Annotated in this window: 17 protein-coding genes; 9 read left to right on the top strand and 8 right to left on the bottom strand. The window is 70.6% G+C overall.

Going from position 1 to position 17279, the window contains the following annotated elements:
• Positions 1-57: 57 nt before the first annotated feature.
• Positions 58-834, bottom strand: coding sequence for a GntR family transcriptional regulator (locus tag NI25_RS20060; protein ID WP_061443762.1), 777 nt, complete (start codon positions 832-834; stop codon positions 58-60).
• A gap of 58 nt (positions 835-892) precedes the next feature.
• Between NI25_RS20060 and NI25_RS20055 the strand changes: the two genes are divergently transcribed.
• Together NI25_RS20055 and NI25_RS20050 are read left to right on the top strand one after the other, a co-directional pair.
• Entirely contained in the window at positions 893-1321 is a 429-nt protein-coding gene (locus NI25_RS20055) for an NUDIX hydrolase (protein ID WP_061443761.1), read from the top strand.
• 31 nt (positions 1322-1352) lie between these two features.
• Positions 1353-1793 (top strand): hypothetical protein, encoded by a 441-nt coding sequence (locus NI25_RS20050; protein ID WP_061443760.1) that lies wholly within the window; start codon positions 1353-1355, stop codon positions 1791-1793.
• 137 nt (positions 1794-1930) lie between these two features.
• On the opposite strand, the gene NI25_RS37755 is transcribed toward NI25_RS20050, so the two are convergent.
• On the bottom strand, positions 1931-3121 hold the full coding sequence (locus tag NI25_RS37755) for a helix-turn-helix domain-containing protein (protein WP_233520754.1): 1191 nt from the start codon (positions 3119-3121) through the stop codon (positions 1931-1933).
• Positions 3122-3133: 12 nt separating this feature from the next.
• Complete coding sequence (locus NI25_RS20040) at positions 3134-3967, bottom strand: hypothetical protein (protein ID WP_061443758.1); 834 nt, start codon at positions 3965-3967, stop codon at positions 3134-3136.
• Positions 3968-4666: 699 nt separating this feature from the next.
• On the opposite strand from NI25_RS20040, the gene NI25_RS20035 reads away from it, so the two are divergent.
• The 4 genes from NI25_RS20035 to NI25_RS20020 all read left to right on the top strand — a co-directional run bounded on the left by NI25_RS20035 (position 4667) and on the right by NI25_RS20020 (position 8215).
• Positions 4667-5389 (top strand): hypothetical protein, encoded by a 723-nt coding sequence (locus NI25_RS20035; RefSeq protein ID WP_061447000.1) that lies wholly within the window; start codon positions 4667-4669, stop codon positions 5387-5389.
• A gap of 19 nt (positions 5390-5408) precedes the next feature.
• Positions 5409-5807 carry a hypothetical protein gene (locus NI25_RS20030; RefSeq protein ID WP_061443757.1) on the top strand — a complete coding sequence of 133 codons (399 nt, stop codon included), beginning with the start codon at positions 5409-5411 and terminating at the stop codon, positions 5805-5807.
• A 332-nt stretch (positions 5808-6139) separates the two neighbouring features.
• Entirely contained in the window at positions 6140-6973 is an 834-nt protein-coding gene (locus NI25_RS20025; protein ID WP_199561114.1) for an MIP/aquaporin family protein, read from the top strand.
• A gap of 108 nt (positions 6974-7081) precedes the next feature.
• Positions 7082-8215, top strand: a complete 1134-nt coding sequence (locus tag NI25_RS20020; RefSeq protein ID WP_061443755.1) for a glutathione-independent formaldehyde dehydrogenase — start codon at positions 7082-7084, stop codon at positions 8213-8215.
• A gap of 77 nt (positions 8216-8292) precedes the next feature.
• On the opposite strand, the gene NI25_RS20015 is transcribed toward NI25_RS20020, so the two are convergent.
• The 5 genes from NI25_RS20015 to NI25_RS19995 all read right to left on the bottom strand — a co-directional run bounded on the left by NI25_RS20015 (position 8293) and on the right by NI25_RS19995 (position 14534).
• A complete protein-coding gene (locus NI25_RS20015) occupies positions 8293-10230 on the bottom strand; it encodes a copper resistance protein CopC (protein ID WP_061443754.1) in 1938 nt (645 codons plus the stop codon).
• 255 nt (positions 10231-10485) lie between these two features.
• Positions 10486-11298 (bottom strand): SDR family NAD(P)-dependent oxidoreductase, encoded by an 813-nt coding sequence (locus NI25_RS20010; protein WP_061446999.1) that lies wholly within the window; start codon positions 11296-11298, stop codon positions 10486-10488.
• Positions 11295-11786, bottom strand: coding sequence for a cupin domain-containing protein (locus tag NI25_RS20005; protein ID WP_061443753.1), 492 nt, complete (start codon positions 11784-11786; stop codon positions 11295-11297). Before NI25_RS20005 ends, NI25_RS20010 begins: the two co-directional genes overlap by 4 nt.
• Positions 11783-12403, bottom strand: coding sequence for a GNAT family N-acetyltransferase (locus NI25_RS20000; protein ID WP_061443752.1), 621 nt, complete (start codon positions 12401-12403; stop codon positions 11783-11785). The genes NI25_RS20005 and NI25_RS20000 overlap by 4 nt, the downstream gene beginning before the upstream one ends.
• The gene (locus tag NI25_RS19995) at positions 12396-14534 is read right to left on the bottom strand and encodes a penicillin acylase family protein (RefSeq protein ID WP_061443751.1); all 2139 of its coding nucleotides are present in this window, start codon (positions 14532-14534) and stop codon (positions 12396-12398) included. The genes NI25_RS20000 and NI25_RS19995 overlap by 8 nt, the downstream gene beginning before the upstream one ends.
• A gap of 83 nt (positions 14535-14617) precedes the next feature.
• On the opposite strand from NI25_RS19995, the gene NI25_RS19990 reads away from it, so the two are divergent.
• From NI25_RS19990 to NI25_RS19980, 3 genes are all read left to right on the top strand, one after another.
• A complete protein-coding gene (locus NI25_RS19990; RefSeq protein ID WP_061443750.1) occupies positions 14618-15343 on the top strand; it encodes a siderophore-interacting protein in 726 nt (241 codons plus the stop codon).
• A 25-nt stretch (positions 15344-15368) separates the two neighbouring features.
• Positions 15369-15962, top strand: a complete 594-nt coding sequence (locus tag NI25_RS19985; RefSeq protein WP_061443749.1) for an HhH-GPD-type base excision DNA repair protein — start codon at positions 15369-15371, stop codon at positions 15960-15962.
• 608 nt (positions 15963-16570) lie between these two features.
• Positions 16571-17254 carry an HdeD family acid-resistance protein gene (locus tag NI25_RS19980; protein ID WP_061443748.1) on the top strand — a complete coding sequence of 228 codons (684 nt, stop codon included), beginning with the start codon at positions 16571-16573 and terminating at the stop codon, positions 17252-17254.
• The last annotated feature ends 25 nt before the right edge of the window (positions 17255-17279 follow it).

Raw genomic sequence — 17279 nt, 5'->3', positions numbered from 1 at the left:
GAGTCAACCCGCCGCGCGGATTTTCTGCGACGGGTTGAGGACCTAGGAGGTGAGCGCTCAGTCGCCCGCAGGGATGCGGTACTCCAAAACGAACTGGTCAGCGGCCATGAACGTGTCGCAGACCTCGATGACCCGACCTGCTTCAGATTCGGCGTTCCGCGTCAGATGAATGATGGGCGATCCCGGGCTCAGACTCAGCGCACCGATCTCCTGCTTGGTCGCGAGGCGAACGCGGACCGTCTCGGACAGCTCCTTGAGGGTGTGTCCGTGCTCCTCAAGCCGGGCGTAGATTCCACCGCCGCCAGGGTTCTCCTCGAACAGCTCAGGGATGTCCTTGGCGATGTCCCACGGAAGGTAGGAAGTGGCTTCCTCGGTGGGGATGCCATCGCTGAAGTACAGGCGGCGCCGTGAAAGCACCTTCGCGCCGACTGGAACGGACAGCCGCTCCGCGATCTCGTCCGGGGCCTCGACCGGTCCGACATAGAGGACGCTCACGCTGGGCGTGCTGCCCGCCTGCTCTGCCTCCGCCAGGTAGGCCGCTTTGCCCGCCGTCCGATGGGACCGGCGGAAGCGATCCGAGGACTTTCGTCGCACAGGAGGGCGCCGCTTCACATACGAGCCCTTGCCGTGCCGCGTCTCGATGAGACCAGTAGCCCGCAGCTCAGCGAACGCCTTGCGGACCGTCCCTTGGGACGCCCCGTACTTCTTCATGAGGTCAGACTCGCTGGGCACCTGCTCACCCGGAGCGAGGATCTGCTCCTTGATCTGTTTGACCAGGTCGTCTGCGATCTGTAGGTACTTCGGCTTTCCTGAGTCTCGGGAAGGCGTGGGCATGTCCTACTGTTCCTCCTAGGCTCATGTACATAAGCAACGTTACCCGGAGGGTGCGTCAATGCCGCTTCACTCGGTCTCGGTCGCTGGCGTAGTAGTGCGCGATGACGGGCGCGTCCTGGTCATCCGACGCGCAGACAACGGCACATGGGAGCCGCCCGGTGGTGTCCTCGAACTGGACGAACGCCCCGAAGACGGGGCGGTTCGGGAAGTACTCGAAGAGACTGGTATCCGCGTCTCGGTCGAGCGGTTGACCGGGGTCTACAAGAACGTCAGTCGGGGTGTGGTGGCCCTCGTCTTCCTGTGCCGGCCGATCGATGGCGCAGAGCGGACGTCAAGCGAGTCGACCGCTGTGGAGTGGCTGACCGCCGAGGAAGTCGAGAAGGCAATGGGGGAGGTCTACGCCGTGCGTGTTCTCGACGCTCTGGACGTCGCGAGCGCCCCCCACGTCCGCTCGCACGACGGCCGCCACCTGCTGAACTCCGTCTGAGCTGACATCGCTCCCTGCCGACGACGGCATAATGGGCATTTCCCTGATCAACGGCATGAACGCCTGCGACGATGGAGTCATGACGACGCCTGGAATGCCTCTCCAAGCTGCCCTCATCCCCAACTGCACAGAGCTGGAAGCCCACCGCGCTGCCTACAAGAGAGCCAAGACCGAGGACGCGGTCTTTGTGTGCATCGCTCGCCACGGGAAGGGCTGGAAGGTGGAGCTTGACGCGATGGCCAGCCGCAAGCCTCATCTTCCGGAGCAGGCAATGACGGTCCTGAAGTCCGCAGCTGAAGCATTGGTACTGGATGGCACCGTAGCGCAGGCCAACATCGGAGCCGAGTACATCTCGATGTGGCCGATCAGGACCGAGGAGAGGGCCCGTGAAATCGCGGCTGCGTTTCACTCTGCGCTGCACGGCCTCCAGCAGCTACACATCGCCGTTCCTCGATCGTGTGAGAAATCGTAGCCACCCAGGTCTTAGCAGCGTAGACGACTCAGTCTTAGTTCCTGAATCGCCAAAAGCGGTCCCAGGTACAGACTCAGGCCGGTCCTGGACGGCCTGAGTCTGCACGCAAACATCCAGCAATTGATCAAGCCCGGGGCTTAAGTCCCGGGCTCACTATCCTTGCTTCGAAATAGAGGAATTACTTCGTCTGCGCCCTCAATTTCTTGCGTCGCTAGAAATAGTTCCTCGCGAACGGGCGACCTAGCCGTCACTGTGCGGAATATGCCTGGAGTCACCCGTGATTCTTTGGCCAGTGAGAGTTCATCCATTCCTACACCCGAGAGAATCTCTACGGCCTTTGGGTAAAGTGACGGCTGCTCCACAGCAGGCATCTCGCCTGGTTCTCGGCGACGCCATCCCTTCGATGACAGATAAGCGACTGCATTACGATACGTAACGTCGCTCATGACACCCAGGGCTCTGGATCGATACAGCAGAGCCTGAAGACTCACCCCGTAAGTCTCCTTTAGTCTAGCCAGGATTCTCCAGTCCGCCTTGCTGGGCAGGAGATCGCGCAACTCTTCTTCCGGCAGCAGGAGTTCGGCCGCGAAACGGTGAGCTTGGTTCTCGACTACCTTGCTTCCCGGTTCGGCGTCCACGTGCATTACGAGGTGGCCAATTTCATGGGCGACATCGAAGCGCTGACGATAGTAGTCCTCCTTGGCCGGATTCAGCACCACTGTCGGCCTATAACCATCGTCAAAGGAGTAGGCGTCCACGGCAGCGGTCTGTGTAGGACTGAAAACCACCACGACGCCGTGGTTCTCCGCCAGACGGACCAGATGACCAACTGGCCCAGACGCAATGTCCCAGTGCTTCCGGAGGAGTCGAGCCGCCTCCTCCGGAAGACTGCTCGACTCATCTTCCACATCGACACTTAGACGCGGCAAATTGGGTTCCGGAAACTCGACGTGCCGTTCGAGGGCTGCGCCTACGTCTCCAGAAATCACCCCGTAAGCGAATGCTTGATCGCGTGCCAACTGTGTTGTTGAACGCAAGGACCGGAAGTGAGGTACAGAGTCACTGCCTGTTGATTGGTGGGGGCCGGGGAGGAAGAAACCCGGATCCACTCCAAGCGTCAGACACAGCTGGGCAACCGTCGCGGGCGCTGGACGTTTCGTGTTGTTTTCATACGCCGCGACAGCAGTTGGGCTCTTGTCGATCTTTGCCGCAAGGGCATTCTTCCTCAAGCCGATAAGTTGTCGCGCGAGCGTCAAACGTCGTCCATCGAAAAGGCGAGAGACGTCACCAACCCGCACATCTGTGCGGCGTGAGGAATTCATGACCATCCACTCGTTTCATTACTTGTCGTTCTTTCCCGACGCCTGGTGACGCTCTCCGCTCCCTTCCGACGGCTGACGGCGAAGGCGAACGGGTGCATCCTGGACGCCGGGAGCCCCAGGAAGAGGACCGGGCGAACTGGGAATCGGCTCGATAGTGGGAGTTCCCGGATTGGTGGCAAGTAGATCATGCTTCCAGTACCAGGAATCCCCACCCCCACGATTCAAACGAGAGCGCCCCAAGTAGAGTTCTCGGATGCCCAGCTCTCGTTCAATACTGTGGGCGACGATGAGCGTTGTCGCGTTGAGTTCCGCGTCCTCTTCCCTGAGCGCCTCGATGGCAGCAACAAGAGAATCGGGCTCCGCGTCGAACAAGGTGGGGTAAGGGTCCAGCCAACCGGCCGGCTGCCCCTGCGACGCAACGCGCTGCTTGGTCGGGCTCTTCTGCGGCCAGGGGATGCGGTTGCTCTCTCCGTAGGGGAACGATGTGAGCAGGAAACGCCAATCCCCACACCGCCAGCCCGGCGACTGGTTGAGGTGAGACCAGACGACCACGCCCGGGGTGATGAGCGGCATCTTGCGGTGCTCGCCGGGGGCCAGTCCGGCGGCCACGAGGTCCAAGCCGGCAGAGGCGGACTCAGGTGAATCCACGCTGTGCCTGCCTGTGGAGAACGCCCGGTGCAGCCGGTCAACGAAGAGCTTATGGGCGGTAGAGCCGACCCAGCCCTGATCATGCCCCGTGTCGGGGTCGTAGTCCTCCATGGTGCGCCGGTATGCCGACGCGTTGGCCCACGCCAGGGCCGCGAGAACACCACTGGACTCAAGGTCCTCAAGCGCATCCTGCTGTTCGCTCATGCCGCATGACTCTACCCCATCCCAGTAAGTAGCGTGTGAAACTGAACCACGCATCGATGATCGCGCGCTTGGATAAACCGAACATGTGAGCTATTACGGAGGAGAACCTACCGCCCCGCAGGCTGACTCACCAGGGCTTCAGTGCTTCTCGCGACCGGGAGCCTGACCTCGACCGCCGCCATCGATGCAGGCGGGACCGACGCATCACTGCGCTGTCGCACGGGTCTGATCTTGACCTCGTTGTCCTGATCGTTGTCCAGTCCGCCGACGGACGCCACTGGCCACCGACGTTCGCGCAAGCCATCTGACCTGCCACGCGAGCGTCTGCGAACAGTTGCGTACAGCGATGTGCACAGTTGGAAAGCGTGTTGGGGGCAACCCCTCACGAGTTCGAATCTCGTATCCTCCGCCAGTGCCTCACCGGGCACGATGTCGAAGGGCCCCACCGTTCGCGGTGGGGCCCTTCGACGTGCGTGGCCTCACTTTTGGTCCCAGTTCCGCGGGCTTTCGCGATGTTGTGGCCGCATGCACTGTTGAGGAAGACCTGAGGTGGAATCGTGGCTTTCGTCATAGTCATGATGATCTTGCCGTGGTGGGGTGATCGTCGACCATCCGGGTACGCGCACCTCTTCCGCTCATATGAGAACCGGGCGTGCTGCGCCGTACCCGAACCAGCCCAGAATGGGGAACTTCGGGCACATGTCCAACAGAACGATCAACCGCACCATGTTCACGCGCGCCGCCGTACTCGTCTCCGCGCTCACGGCCGGTGCGGTCTTCGCCACCAGCACCGGAGCGCAGGCGGCCGAGGCCGCTTCCGGCACTTCTGTCACTCCTGTCACCACCACCGTCGCCGGCGACTTCACCGCCGATGAACTGGAGCAGGGCAGGATCCTTGCCGAGGGCATAGCCGAACTCGGCATCAGCGAGAGCCAGTTCGCCAACGCCTTGGAGGTCTCGCTCACCCGCACCGTCGACGCTCAGGGCCTGCGCGACCGCCTCGCGGCGCTGCCCGCGTCGCCCACCGCCCAGCAGACTGCCGAGGCCGCCTACCCGGGCGACGCCGACGCTCAAGCCGCCTTGCTGCCTGTCCTGGCCAACGAGAAGGTCCGCAACGCCACTCTCCGGAACCTTGCCGCCGAGAGCGGTGAGAAGGCCCCCGTCGTCGCCTTCGGCTGGTGGGACGAGACCAAGTTCGTCGTCGGTTGCTCCGCGGCCGTGGCAGGCGTGCTGATCTCCTTCGTCCCCGCCGGTTCGGGCGTCAGGGTGGCCCGCGCCGTCAAACTGTTCAAGAGTTACGGCGCCAAGAAGACGGCCACGATCCTCTGGCGCTTCATGAAGGGCAAGCACGTGGGTTCGAAGGAACGGGAAGCCGTCAAGGCGTTCATCGGTATCAGCGCCATTCAGAAGGCCTGCACGTGATCCCGGCGGAGGTGGACAAGTGACTTTCGAGCATGTCTCTGTTGCCGTTCTGGCTGCGGAAGTCGTCCTCGTGCTGCTCGCCCGCCTGGGCACCGAGCGGCGGCACTGGCGCCATCACAGGAACGGCGGAGTGGCGCCTGGGAAGCGTGACGACATCAGGCTCGGACCCGGCCTGGTGTACTCCGTCGCCGCACTGGCCCTGGTCGCCGTAGCCGTGTTCCGCGGTATCGACTTCGACTGGGACATCGGCACGCTCGGCCTGCTCGGTGTTCTCGGTGTCCTGGTCCCGGGCTACGCCGCCCATTCCGTCATGCTGCTCAGCACGCACGGCGACCGGAAGCCGCTCAAGGGGCGGCAGGAGACGCTGGCCTACGTGCTGGCCGCGCTCGGCGGGGCCGCCGCGGTGGCGTTCGTCTGACCATCCGCACCACCGGTGCCGGGCACACGCATGACCGTGTGTGCCCGGCACCGTCTTGACCCCGGCCCCCCTCCTCGCCGTGCCTCCGTCCTCGCCGGGCCTCCTTCCCCGCCGTGCCTCCTTCCCCGCCGGGCCTCCTTCCTCGCCGGGCCAGGCGTTGCTCCGTCGAGGGGAATCCTCACGCGCCAACCGGTGCACTCTCCCGGCCGAGCGACCGGGCGGCGTTTTTCGCGGGTATGGACCGGATTGGTCTGTTCCGATCCAGCGAAGGAGGGCCGGTGGCCGAACGGGTGGTTCATCGACGCGGTTATCGAAAGGGACTCGGCGGTGAGATGTGCGCCGAGTTCCTCGGGACGTTCGTCCTGATCCTCTTCGGCGTCGGTTCGGTGGCCGTCGCGGTCGCCGGGCTGCCGGGCTCGGGCCGGCAGAGCGTGGAGTTCGGGGCCGCCAACTGGCTCATCATCGCGTGGGGATGGGGCCTCGCCGTCGTGTTCGGCGTGTACGTGGCCGGCGGCATCAGCGGGGCGCACCTCAACCCCGCGGTGACCCTGGGATTCGCGGTGCGGCGGGACTTCCCGTGGCGGAAGGTCCTGCCCTACTGGCTCGCGCAGGTCGTGGGCGCCTTCGTCGCCGCAGCGCTCGTGTACGCCTGCTACCGGTGGGCGATCGACGCGGCCATCGCCAAGGCGGGCGAGACCCGGGAGACGTCACTGTCGACGTACTCGATCTTCGCCACGTTCCCCGCCGAGTACTTCGGCGACTCCTGGTGGGGTCCCCTGCTCGACCAGATCGTGGGCACCGGGATCCTGCTGCTGCTGATCTGCGCGCTGATCGACACCCGCAACACGGCTCCGGCGGCCAATCTCCACCCGTTCATCATCGGGCTCGTCGTCGTCGCGATCGGTTTCGCCTTCGGGACCAACGCCGGGTACGCGATCAATCCGGCCCGCGACTTCGGCCCCCGCCTGTTCACCTTCTTCGAGGGCTGGGGCGACATCGCCCTGCCCGGCACCTTCCAGTGGTTCAGCGGCTACTGGTGGATTCCCATCGTCGGCCCGCTCATCGGCGGGGTCGTCGGGGTCCTGGTGTACGACCTGCTCATCAGCCCGGTGATCAAGGCCAGGCTGAGCGAGCGCGAGGAAGGCCCGGCCACCGAGGAGCCCTAGGAAACGCCCCGGTCGCACCGATCCGACCGATTTGCCCCGCCCCCGTTGCCGGAGAACCATGAAAGGTGGGTCACGGGGGAACCGGCGCGCGGACGGGAGGTCGCGACCATGAAGGCCGTCGTCTACAAGGGACCGTTCTCCGTAGCGGTCGAGGACGTGGAGAAGCCGGGCCTCCGGCATCCGAACGACGTGATCGTGCGCGTCACCTCGACCGCGATCTGCGGGTCCGACCTGCACATGTACGAGGGGCGAACCGCCGCCGAGCCGGGCATCGTCTTCGGCCACGAGAACATGGGGATCGTCGACGAGGTCGGTGAGGGCGTCACCGGGCTGAAGGCGGGCGACCGCGTGGTCATGCCCTTCAACGTCGCGTGCGGCTTCTGCACCAACTGCGCCGCCGGATACACGGGTTACTGCACGACCGTCAATCCCGGCTTCGCGGGCGGCGCGTACGGCTATGTGTCCATGGGCCCGTGGCAGGGCGGCCAGGCCGAGTATCTGCGCGTGCCGTACGCCGACTTCAACTGCCTGAAGCTGCCCGAGGGCGACGCCCACGAGACCGACTTCATCCTGCTCGCCGACATCTTCCCCACCGGCTACCACGGCTGCGAACTCGCCGACGTCCGTCCCGGCGAGAGCGTCGCGGTGTACGGGGCGGGTCCCGTCGGGCTCATGGCCGCCTACTCGGCACTGCTGCGCGGCGCCAAGAAGGTGTTCGTCGTCGACCGCGTCCCGGAGCGGCTGCGGAAGGCCGAGGAGATCGGCGCGGTGCCCGTCGACTTCTCCGCGGGCGACCCGGTCGAGCAGATCAAGGAGCAGACCGGGGGCGCCGGCACCGACAAGGGCGTGGACGCCGTCGGCTACCAGGCGACGGCGGGCGGGACCGGCCAGGAGGAACCGGCGACCGTGCTGAACGCGCTGGTCAACACGGTCAGGCCCACCGGGGCGCTGGGCGTACCCGGGCTCTACGTCCCGGCCGACCCGGGCGGCCCGGACGAGCAGGCCAAGCAGGGCATGCTCCTCGTCGCGATCGGCCGGCTCTTCGAGAAGGGGCTGCGGGTAGGCACGGGGCAGTGCAACGTCAAGCGGTACAACCGCCGGCTGCGGGACCTGATCATCGAGGGCCGGGCCGCGCCCGGCTTCGTCGTCTCCCACGAGCTGCCGCTGGACCAGGCGCCGTCCGGCTACGACAAGTTCGACAAGCGGGTCGAGGGCTACACGAAGGTGATCCTGCACCCCTAGCGGCCGGTGCCTTCGTCTCTCCGGGGTGCGGGCAGGAGCCGGGGCTTCCAGCCCCCGCGGAACCGGCTGCCCCCGCTCTACCGCTCCACCCGTATCCGCCGGGTCTCGCTCACCTGGTCGGTCTCCGAGACCCGGACGGTCGCCTTCATCGTCCAGGTGCCCGGGAGGGGCAGGGTGACGGTGTTGGCGCTCCAGTAGCCGCCGCGGTCGGCCAGGTCCGCCTCGATGGGGCCCACGTCCTTGTCGGGCAGGGTGAAGGAGAGGCGCAGTTCGGGTACGGCGGCCAGGCTGCCGTCGGGGCCGAAGACCACGGCCTGCACCGCGTTGTCGCCGGTACGGCCCGGGTCCAGGGTGATCTGGACCGTGCCCCGGCCCGAGGCGCCGACCTGGAACGGGATCGTGGTGACGGACGCGGGCAGCACCCCGCCCGCCGGTACGGCCGCCCGTGCCGCCTCCTCCGCGGAGCGGCCGGGCGGGGTGGCGGTGAGCACGGTGGTGACCCCCAGCACCACGGCGGCGACGACGGCCTCGACGAGGACGGAACGGTACAGACCGCGTCGGAGGGCGGGCCCTGCCCCGGCGTCTCCGGCGTCGGTGCCGGTGCCGGTGCCCGGGTCGGCATCGGTGCACGGGTCTGGGTCGGTGCACGGGTCTGGGTCGGTGCCCGGGTCGGCATCGGTGCACGGGTCTGGGTCGGTGCCCGGGTCGGCGTCGGGGCCCGGTGGGGGCGGTGACTTCGGTGCCTCCGGTGGCGGGCCGCCCGCCGGCTGCGGTATCCGCTCGGGCACGCGCTCGGGCTCATGTACGGCGACCGGGGCCGTCACCAGCGCCGCCGTCCACCGCCGGGACACCGCCGCCGCGGCCAGCAGGACGGCCACCAGGACCACCTTCGCGAGGAGCAGCCTGCCGTACGCCGACCCGGTGAGCGCCTGCCAGGAGCCGAGGCCGCGCCAGGACTGGTAGACGCCGGTGACGACCAGGACGGTCACGGCGGCGAAAGCGGTCCGGGAGAAGCGGGCGACGACCCCGGCCGTGTCCGGGGAGAAACGCGGGGCGCGCAGGGTGACGAGCAGGGCGACGAGGCCGCCGAGCCAGACCGCGGTGGCCAGCAGGTGCAGCACGGAGGACGTCATCGCCACCGGCACCTGTATTCCGGCGGCGGCGTGCTCCGCGGCGGCCCAGGTCAGGGCGAGGCCGACGGCCAGTACGGCGCCCACCGCGGCGGCGAGCGGGCGGCCGCCCCGGCGCCGGTCGCGGCGGTCCACGCGAACCGGGCGTACCAGGCGGGCCGCGCGGACGAGGTACAGCCCGACCGGCACCAGCAACCCCAGCCTGGTCAGAAGCAGGGCCCCGGGGCGGGTCGTGAGGGTGTCGCGCAGCGCGGCCGGGTCCAGGGCCGCCGACGGGCCCGTGCCCGCCTCGTACGGGGCGCGCAGCACCAGCAGGGCGAGGGTGGCCGCCAGCAGGGTCCACCAGGCCGCCGCCATGGGGCGGCGCAGCGGCGCCGGGTCCGGCGGGCGGCACAGGGCGACGAAGGCGGCGGCGCCGATGAGCAGGGCCGCGGCCAGGTAGGAGAGGTAGCGGGCGATCTTGTGGAGGGTCGCGGTCAGCGGGTCCTCGGCGGGGCCGGTGGCCACGGGCGCGGCCGACCGCGAGGGTGCGCCGACCGAGAAGGTGAAGGCGCCGGAGACGGGGTGACTGTCGGCGGAGACCACCCGCCAGGCCACGGTGTACGTCCCCTCCCCCAGCTTGCCCGGCAGCGCGACCCGGGCCGTGTCGGAACGCCCGTCCGCGCGTCCGGCCTCCCCCGTGTGCAGCCGGTGGCCGCCCGGGTCCAGGACGCGGAAGGAGTCGTCGCGCAGGCCGACGGACTCGCTGAAGGTCAGGGTGACGTGGGCCGGGGCCCGCTCGAGGACGGTTCCGTCCCCGGGGTCGGTGGAGGTGAGGGCGGCGTGGGCGGACGCCGGTCCGGCGCCGGCGAGGACGAGCAGGACCAGCACGGAGCCCAGCAGCACCAGCCGCCGGAATCCCCGGCGGGCCGGTCGGCACCGGGTCCTGGGCGGGGTACCTCGCCGCGGGGCCCCGCGTGGGACCGTTCGCCGCTCCCGGTTCCCCGGTTCCGTCCGGCCGCCTCCTGGTCCCCGGTCTCCCGCGCACGCACACGCACCGCCGCCACACCTCACGTCGCATCTCCGTCGTCGGGACCCACTGCCTCGCCGATACGTACGGACGGGGAGGCAGTCCCGCTCAGCCGCGCGGCCGGCGGCTCCTCACCACGACGGGCGTGCCGTCACCCCGCCGTCCACCACGAGGTCGTGGCCGGCCACCCAGGACGCCAGCCGCGAGGCGAGGAACACGCACGCGTCGCCCACGTCCTCCGGGCGCCCGAGCCGTCCCGTCGGCGCCGCCCGCCGCCACCGCCGTACGCCCTCCGGCCAGGCCTCGGCCAGGCCCTCGCGGTCGATGAGGCCGGGTGACACGGAGTTGACCCTGATCCCCCACGGGCCGTACTCCAGCGCCGCCGACCGGGCGTGCATCACCACCGCCGCCTTGGAGGCGCCGTAGTGCGCGTGCGCCGGAGCGGGGGCGCCCGCCTCGATGGAGGCGATGTGCGTGACCGTGCCGCCGCCGTCCTGGTCCCGCATGATCCGGGCCGCGGCCTGCGTGCACGCGAAGACGCCGGTGAGGTTGGTGTCCACCACCTCCCGCCACTCGGCCGCCGTCATGCCGGGCAGTTCCCGCAGCGGCTGCACGCCCGCGTTGTTGACCAGCGCCGTGAGCCGTCCGCCGCCCCAGTCGGCGGCCTCCTCGATCAGACGCCGGCAGGCGTCCTCGTCGGTGAGGTCGGCACGCAGGACGGTGGCGCGTCCGCCCCGGTCCCGGATCCGTTCCGCCACCTCCCGGGCCGCCTCCACCGCCGTACGGCAGTGCACCGCCACCGCCGCGCCCTCCTCGGCGAAACGCAGCGCGATCCCCCGGCCGATGCCGCCGCCCGCGCCGGTGACCAGGGCGACCTGACCGTCGAGGAGACGGGGAGAAGGAGAGGGAGAGGGAGAGGGAGAGGGCGCGGGCGAGGGGGTCATGGGCGGCACAGTGCCACGATCCGCTCGGCTGCGGCCGGGTAGCGCGCCGTGAGGCCGGCGGCGTCGCCGTGCTCGTAGTCCCCGTAGGTGAAGCCTGGCGCCATCGTGCAGCCGAACAGCGACCACGCGCCGCCCGCGGCCACCCGGCCGCCCATCCAGGTCCCGGCCGGGACGGTGAACTGCACGTGCTGCCCGCCCAGGACGTCCGGTCCCAGCACGGCCGTACGCGCGCTGCCGTCCGGGTCGAGGAGAAGGAGTTCGAGCGGATCGCCGAGGTAGAAGTGCCAGACCTCGTCGGCGGGCAGGCGGTGCAGGGCGGAGAAGTCTCCCGGGCGGGCGGTGAGCAGGGCGACGATGGCGGACCCGGCGGGGCGGCCGTCCGCGCGCTCGGGTCCTGCCCAGGTGCGCCGGAAGAGGCCTCCCTCGCGGGGGATGGGCTCCAGCGCGTAGTGCGCGATCAGGTCGTCGGCGGTCGGCGCGTCGGTCACCCCGCGAACGCTACCTCGCGGCGGAGGAAGGCGAGTTGCGCCTTCTTCTCGGGCAGGTACACGTCCGGCAGGTCCACCTCGGGCAGGACCACCGCGGGGCCGGCGGTGAAGCCCTGCTTGAGGAAGCGGGCGATGGCCTTGTCGTTGGCCACGTCCGGGTCGACCACGATCCGGGTCCGGTCCAGGCCCAGCAGGACGTACGTCATGAGGGCGCCCGACAGGGCGGCGGTCCAGCCGGGGCGCGCGCCCTCGGCTCCGGCGGGGGCGAGAAGCAGGTGGACCCCTACGTCGCCCGGCTCGGCGTCGTAACACTCGCTCACCCGGTCGGCCGCGGGGTCGTAGGTCTGGAGCAGGGCGACCGGCTCGCCGTCCTTGACGACCAGGAAGGCGTGGTGGGTGTCGAGGGTGGCCATGTGCGCGTACACGTCGGCGACCTGGTCCCTCGTCAGGCCGTTCATGCCCCAGAAGGCGGCCCGTTCCTCGCTCACCCAGCCGTGGACCCGCGTGGCGTCCTCGGTGGGGTCCAGGGGGAGGATGCGGACGGTGCCGAAGCCGTCGAGGTGCTGCTCGTGGACGGCGGCCCGGTCGGCGTACGGGGTCGGTTGGGCGTCAGTCATCGGTTTCCTTCGTGAGCCGGGTGAAGTCGGTGACCACCGGTGCGAGTTCACCGGCGAGCCACAGGGGCTGCTGGTCGCGGTGGTGGGGCGAGCCCGGTATGCCCGAGGCTCCGTGCGGCACCACCCAGCGGCTGTTCTCCCGGTCGGCCAGGTCCCAGACGTACCGGGCGGCCGGGCCGCGTGCGGCGCGGTCGGTGACTCCGGGCACGGGGGAGGTGCACAGCACGCAGTCGTGGTCGCCGGAGAGGCCCGGCTCGTCCGCGGGGCCGGTGGCCTCCGGCAGCGCCCGCCAGGGAGCCAGGCGGTGGGTGTCGCCCCAGGTGCCGGGCGGCGGCGCGGCGGCGACCTCCTCCAGCGCGGCGCGGACGGTCGCGGCGCGGTCGATGCCGTACAGGTCGTCCGCGCGCAGGAGGTGTTCGAGGGCGTACGCGACGCGCGGCACCAGCGCGAGCCACGGCTGCAACACCTCGGGGTACGCGGGCGGCACGGACGCGGGAGCGAGGGCCGGGTGCGCCGCCAGTCTGCGCACGACCGCGGCACGCAGGGCCGCGTACGCCGCCGCGTCGGTGCTGTCGGCGTCCATGCGGCGGTTCCAGGCGAGGAGGCGGGCGCCCAGGGCGGCGGCCTCGGGGGTGAGGGGGGTGGAGGTGGTTGTTGTGGTGAAGGTGGTTGAGGTCGCTGAGGTGCTTGAGGTGGTGGGAGCGGTCAGGGCTGCGAGATGGTTCAGGAGAGGGGTCGCCGAGGCCAGGTGGGTGTCCGTGTGGATCGTGGGCATGTCCGACGCCGACCAGCGCTCCCTGCCCGCGAGCAGGGCGGCGATGCGGTCGGCGCGGTGCGGTGGGGCGAACTCGACGCCGAGGGGAGTGGACGGGCCGCGCTGGTTGGCCATCACGGCGACGCCGTCGGTGAGCCCGGCGCGGGGCGGGGTGTGCCAGCCCGTCCACTCGTGACCGGGCTCCCAGGCCGGTACGGGGCGCAGGCCGTTCTCCTTGGGCCGTACCGGCACGCGGCCGGCGATCCGGTGCAGCAGGCCGCCCTCCGTGTCGGCGGCCTGCACCACGTTGACCGGCTCGGTCCACGCGTCCAGGGCGCGGTCCACGTCGGCGACCGTGCGGGCCCGCAGCAGCGGCAGCAGGGCGCCGAAGCCGAGGTCGGCGGTGACGCGGGGCGGGTGGCGCAGGCTGAGGGCGGCCGGGGTGCCGTCGTCCAGGCCCTCGGGTCCGCCGGCGATGACCGGGCCCCGGTCGGTCTCGACGATCTCGACCTCCACGGTCTCCTCCCCGGCGACGTCGACGCGTTCCGTGTGGCGGGCGGCGCGGTGCCAGGTGCCGTCGGGGCCGAGCGCCTCGACGCCGGCGCCGGTGCGGCGCAGGCGCTCCCGGTACAGGTCCTGGTAGTCGGCCATGGCGTTGGTGATGGCCCAGGCGACCGTGCCGGTGTGGCCGAAGTGCGCGACGCCGGGGACCCCGGGCACGGCGAGGCCGACGACGTCGAACTCCGGGCAGGACAGGTGGATCTGCTGGTAGACGCCGGGGTCCTCGATGAAGCGGTGCGGGTCACCCGCGATCAGGGCGTGTCCGGTGGTGGTCCGCTCGCCGCTCACCAGCCAGCCGTTGCTGCCGGCGGTGCCGGGGCCGTCGGCGGCGAACAGGGCGACGGCGTCCGCGCCCAGGTGTCCGGTGATGTGCTCGCGCCAGAGCTTGGCGGGGAAGCCCGCGAAGAGGAGGTGCGTGCCGAGCCAGACGCCGAGCGGGGTCCAGGGCTGCCAGCGGCCGGGGGCGAGGCCGGTGCGGGCGAACTCCGGGGCGGGGTCGTGCTGCGCCAGCCCGTCGTTGACTCCGTCGACGTACGCCCGTACCCAGGCGGCCGTCTCCGGGTCCTTCTGCTCCAGGGCCGTGAAGCAGCGGCGTGCGGTGTCCGCGAGGCGGGCGCGGCGGGCGAGGCGGTCCCAGGACAGGGCCTCGGGGCCCAGGAAGGACGCGGAGGTGCCCTGGGCGCGGTGCCGTTCGACCTCGAGCTGCCAGGCGCGGTCGCGGGCGGTCACCCGGCCCTGGGCGCGGGCCAGTTCGGCCGCGGAGTCCGCGCGCAGGTGCGGGATTCCCCAGGCGTCGCGGTAGGTCTCGGCGCTCACCCCTGTGCCCCCACTTTCCTTTAGGTTAGGCTCACCTAAGTCTTCTGGTCGTGGCCGAATAGTACGTGAAAGGTGAAGGAAACATGGGGCAGGGGCGGGGCTGGGAGGGCGCGGTCCTCAAGCTGATGCGCGCGAAGGACTTCGAGTTCACGGTGACGGACGCGGAGGACGTGACCGCGGACTTCCGGCGGCTGCGCCTGACCGACGGGGGGATGCTGGCGGCGACCGGGGTGCACCCGACGATGTGGGTGCGACTGTGGTTCGAGAACGCGGGCCGGCCGCACCAGCGGGCGTACACGCTGGTCGACCCGGACCCGGAGGCCGGCACCTTCGCCATGGAGTTCGCCCTGCACGAGGGGTGCGCGAGCGACTGGGCGCGGGCGGCCAAGCCGGGTGACACGATCGAGGCGACGGTCCAGGGCACCGGGTTCGAGGTGCCGCGGCCCCTCCCGTCGCGGGTCTTCGCGGTCGCGGACCCGGCGTCCCTGCCCGCCCTCAACTCCCTCCTCGACGCACTGGGGCCGGTGCCGGCGACCGTCTGGTTCGAGGGCGGCACGGACGACGGGCTGCCGTTCCGGACCGTCCCCGGGCGGCACGAGGTCCGCGCGGTGCCGCGTCGGGACGCGGGGGCGCACCTGGTGGCGCGGGTGAAGGAGGAGCTGCCGGAGCTGCTGGGGGCCGCCTCGGAGCCGTTCGTCTGGATCGCCTGCGACACGGCGACCACGCGGGCGCTGGGTTCGTACGTCCGCAAGGAGCTGGGGATGCCGAAGCAGCGGGTGAACGCGCTGGGGTACTGGCGCGCGACCTGAGCCCGCACGCGCGATCATCGGGACCATGGACGTCACACTTCACCTCGCCCAGGACCCCGAGGCCGACGAACTCCTCGGGCGCAGTCCGCTCGCCGCGCTGATCGGCATGCTGCTCGACCAGCAAGTGCCGATGGAGTGGGCGTTCAAGGGGCCGTCGACCATCGCCCGGCGGATGGGCGCGGAGGACCTGGACGCGCACGACATCGCGGCCTACGACCCCGAGGCCTTCGCCGCGCTGCTCTCCGAGAAGCCGGCCGTGCACCGCTACCCCGGGTCGATGGCGGGGCGGGTGCAGCAGCTGTGCCGGTACCTCGTCGAGACGTACGACGGTGACGCCGAGGGCGTCTGGCGGGGCGTGTCCACCGGCGGGGAGCTGCTGAAGCGGCTCCAGGCCCTTCCGGGCTTCGGCAAGCAGAAGGCCCAGATCTTCCTCGCGCTGCTCGGCAAGCAGCTCGGCGTCCGCCCCGAGGGGTGGCGCGAGGCCGCGGGCGCGTACGGGGAGCCCGACTCCTTCCGGTCCGTCGCGGACATCAGGGGGCCGGAGTCGCTGACCAAGGTGCGGGCGCACAAACAGGAGATGAAGGCGGCGGCAAAGGCGGCGAAGGCCTCCGGCAAGTAGGGGGCGGATGCCTCCGGCGGTGGTGCGGGGTGCCTGCGGCGCCGGTGCGGGTTCGGTGGGGGTGCGGGATGCCTGCGGCGCGTTTGCCTCCGGCGGTGGTGCGGGGTGCCTGCGGCGCCGGTACGGGTTCGGTGGGGGTGCGGGGTGCCTGCGGCGCCTGTGCGGGTTCGGTGGGGGTGCGCGTAGCGCCTTGGGTTCGGTGGGTGGGTCGGGGTCGGGCCGGGGGGTGTCCGTCCTCGGAACGGCGCGGAATCGGTCGGCCACAGATCTGTACGGCGCGGACGCGCCAACCGCTGCGGGCGGACACCCCCCGACCCGCCCCCTCCTCGCCGTACGCGGCTTGCCGCCCCAGCTGCGGGCAGTCGTGCCGCTGGGGCGGCACGGGTGGGCGCAGCGGCACCCCGGCAACGCCGGGCCGCGTCACCCACCCCGCGCCCGCACCCACGCCGGGCACCCTGCGGGCGCCGGGCCGCGCGACAGCACCCGCGCGGGGTGACCAGGCAAAACCCCGGGCCGGTGGGCCACCCGCCCGCACCCGCGCCGGGTGACATCAGCCCCGCGGCCCCTCCCCGGTGGCGGGCACGCCCGCGTGGCTCCCAACATGGGGCATGACCGAACCACCTACCGGCACCCCCGGCGGGACTCCGTACGACGACCGGGGGGTGCACAGCCGCCACGGGACCCACGCCCCGGGCGCCGTGCGGCAGGAGCACGAGCCCGAGCCGCCCTTCGAGGGGCCCCTGCACCAGCTGTCCCGTGCCGCCTGGCAGACCGTGCTGCTCACCGGGGTCGCCTCGCTCGTCCTGGGCGTGCTGGTCCTGGTCTGGCCCGGTGCCTCGCTGCTCGCGGCCGGCGTGCTCTTCGGCCTCTACCTCGTCATCAGCGGCGTGCTGCAACTCGCCGCCGCCTTCGGCACGCACCGCAGGACCTCGCTGCGGGTGCTGGCCTTCATCAGCGGCGCCGTGTCGATCCTGCTGGGTCTGTTCTGCTTCCGCGGCCCGCTGCAGTCGGTGCTGCTGCTCGCGCTGTGGATCGGCATCGGCTGGCTCTTCCGCGGCGTCACGCAGACCGTGGCCGCCGTGCACGACCCCGCGATGCCCGCGCGCGGCTGGCACGTCTTCCTCGGCGTCGTCACCGTCGTGGCCGGCATCGTCCTGATCGACTCGCCGGTCGAGTCGGCCACCGTCCTCATGCTGGTCGGCGGCTGGTGGCTGGTCGCCGTCGGCGTCGTCGAGATCGTCACGTCCCTGCGGCTGCGCGGGCGGGCGGGGCGGGTCCCGCACAGCCTGTGAGCGGCGTCCCGTACGCCGAGCGGGC

This window comes from Streptomyces sp. CCM_MD2014 (assembly GCF_000772045.1).
Lineage (GTDB): Bacteria > Actinomycetota > Actinomycetes > Streptomycetales > Streptomycetaceae > Streptomyces > Streptomyces salinarius.
This window is presented reverse-complemented; position numbering and strand designations above follow the sequence as displayed.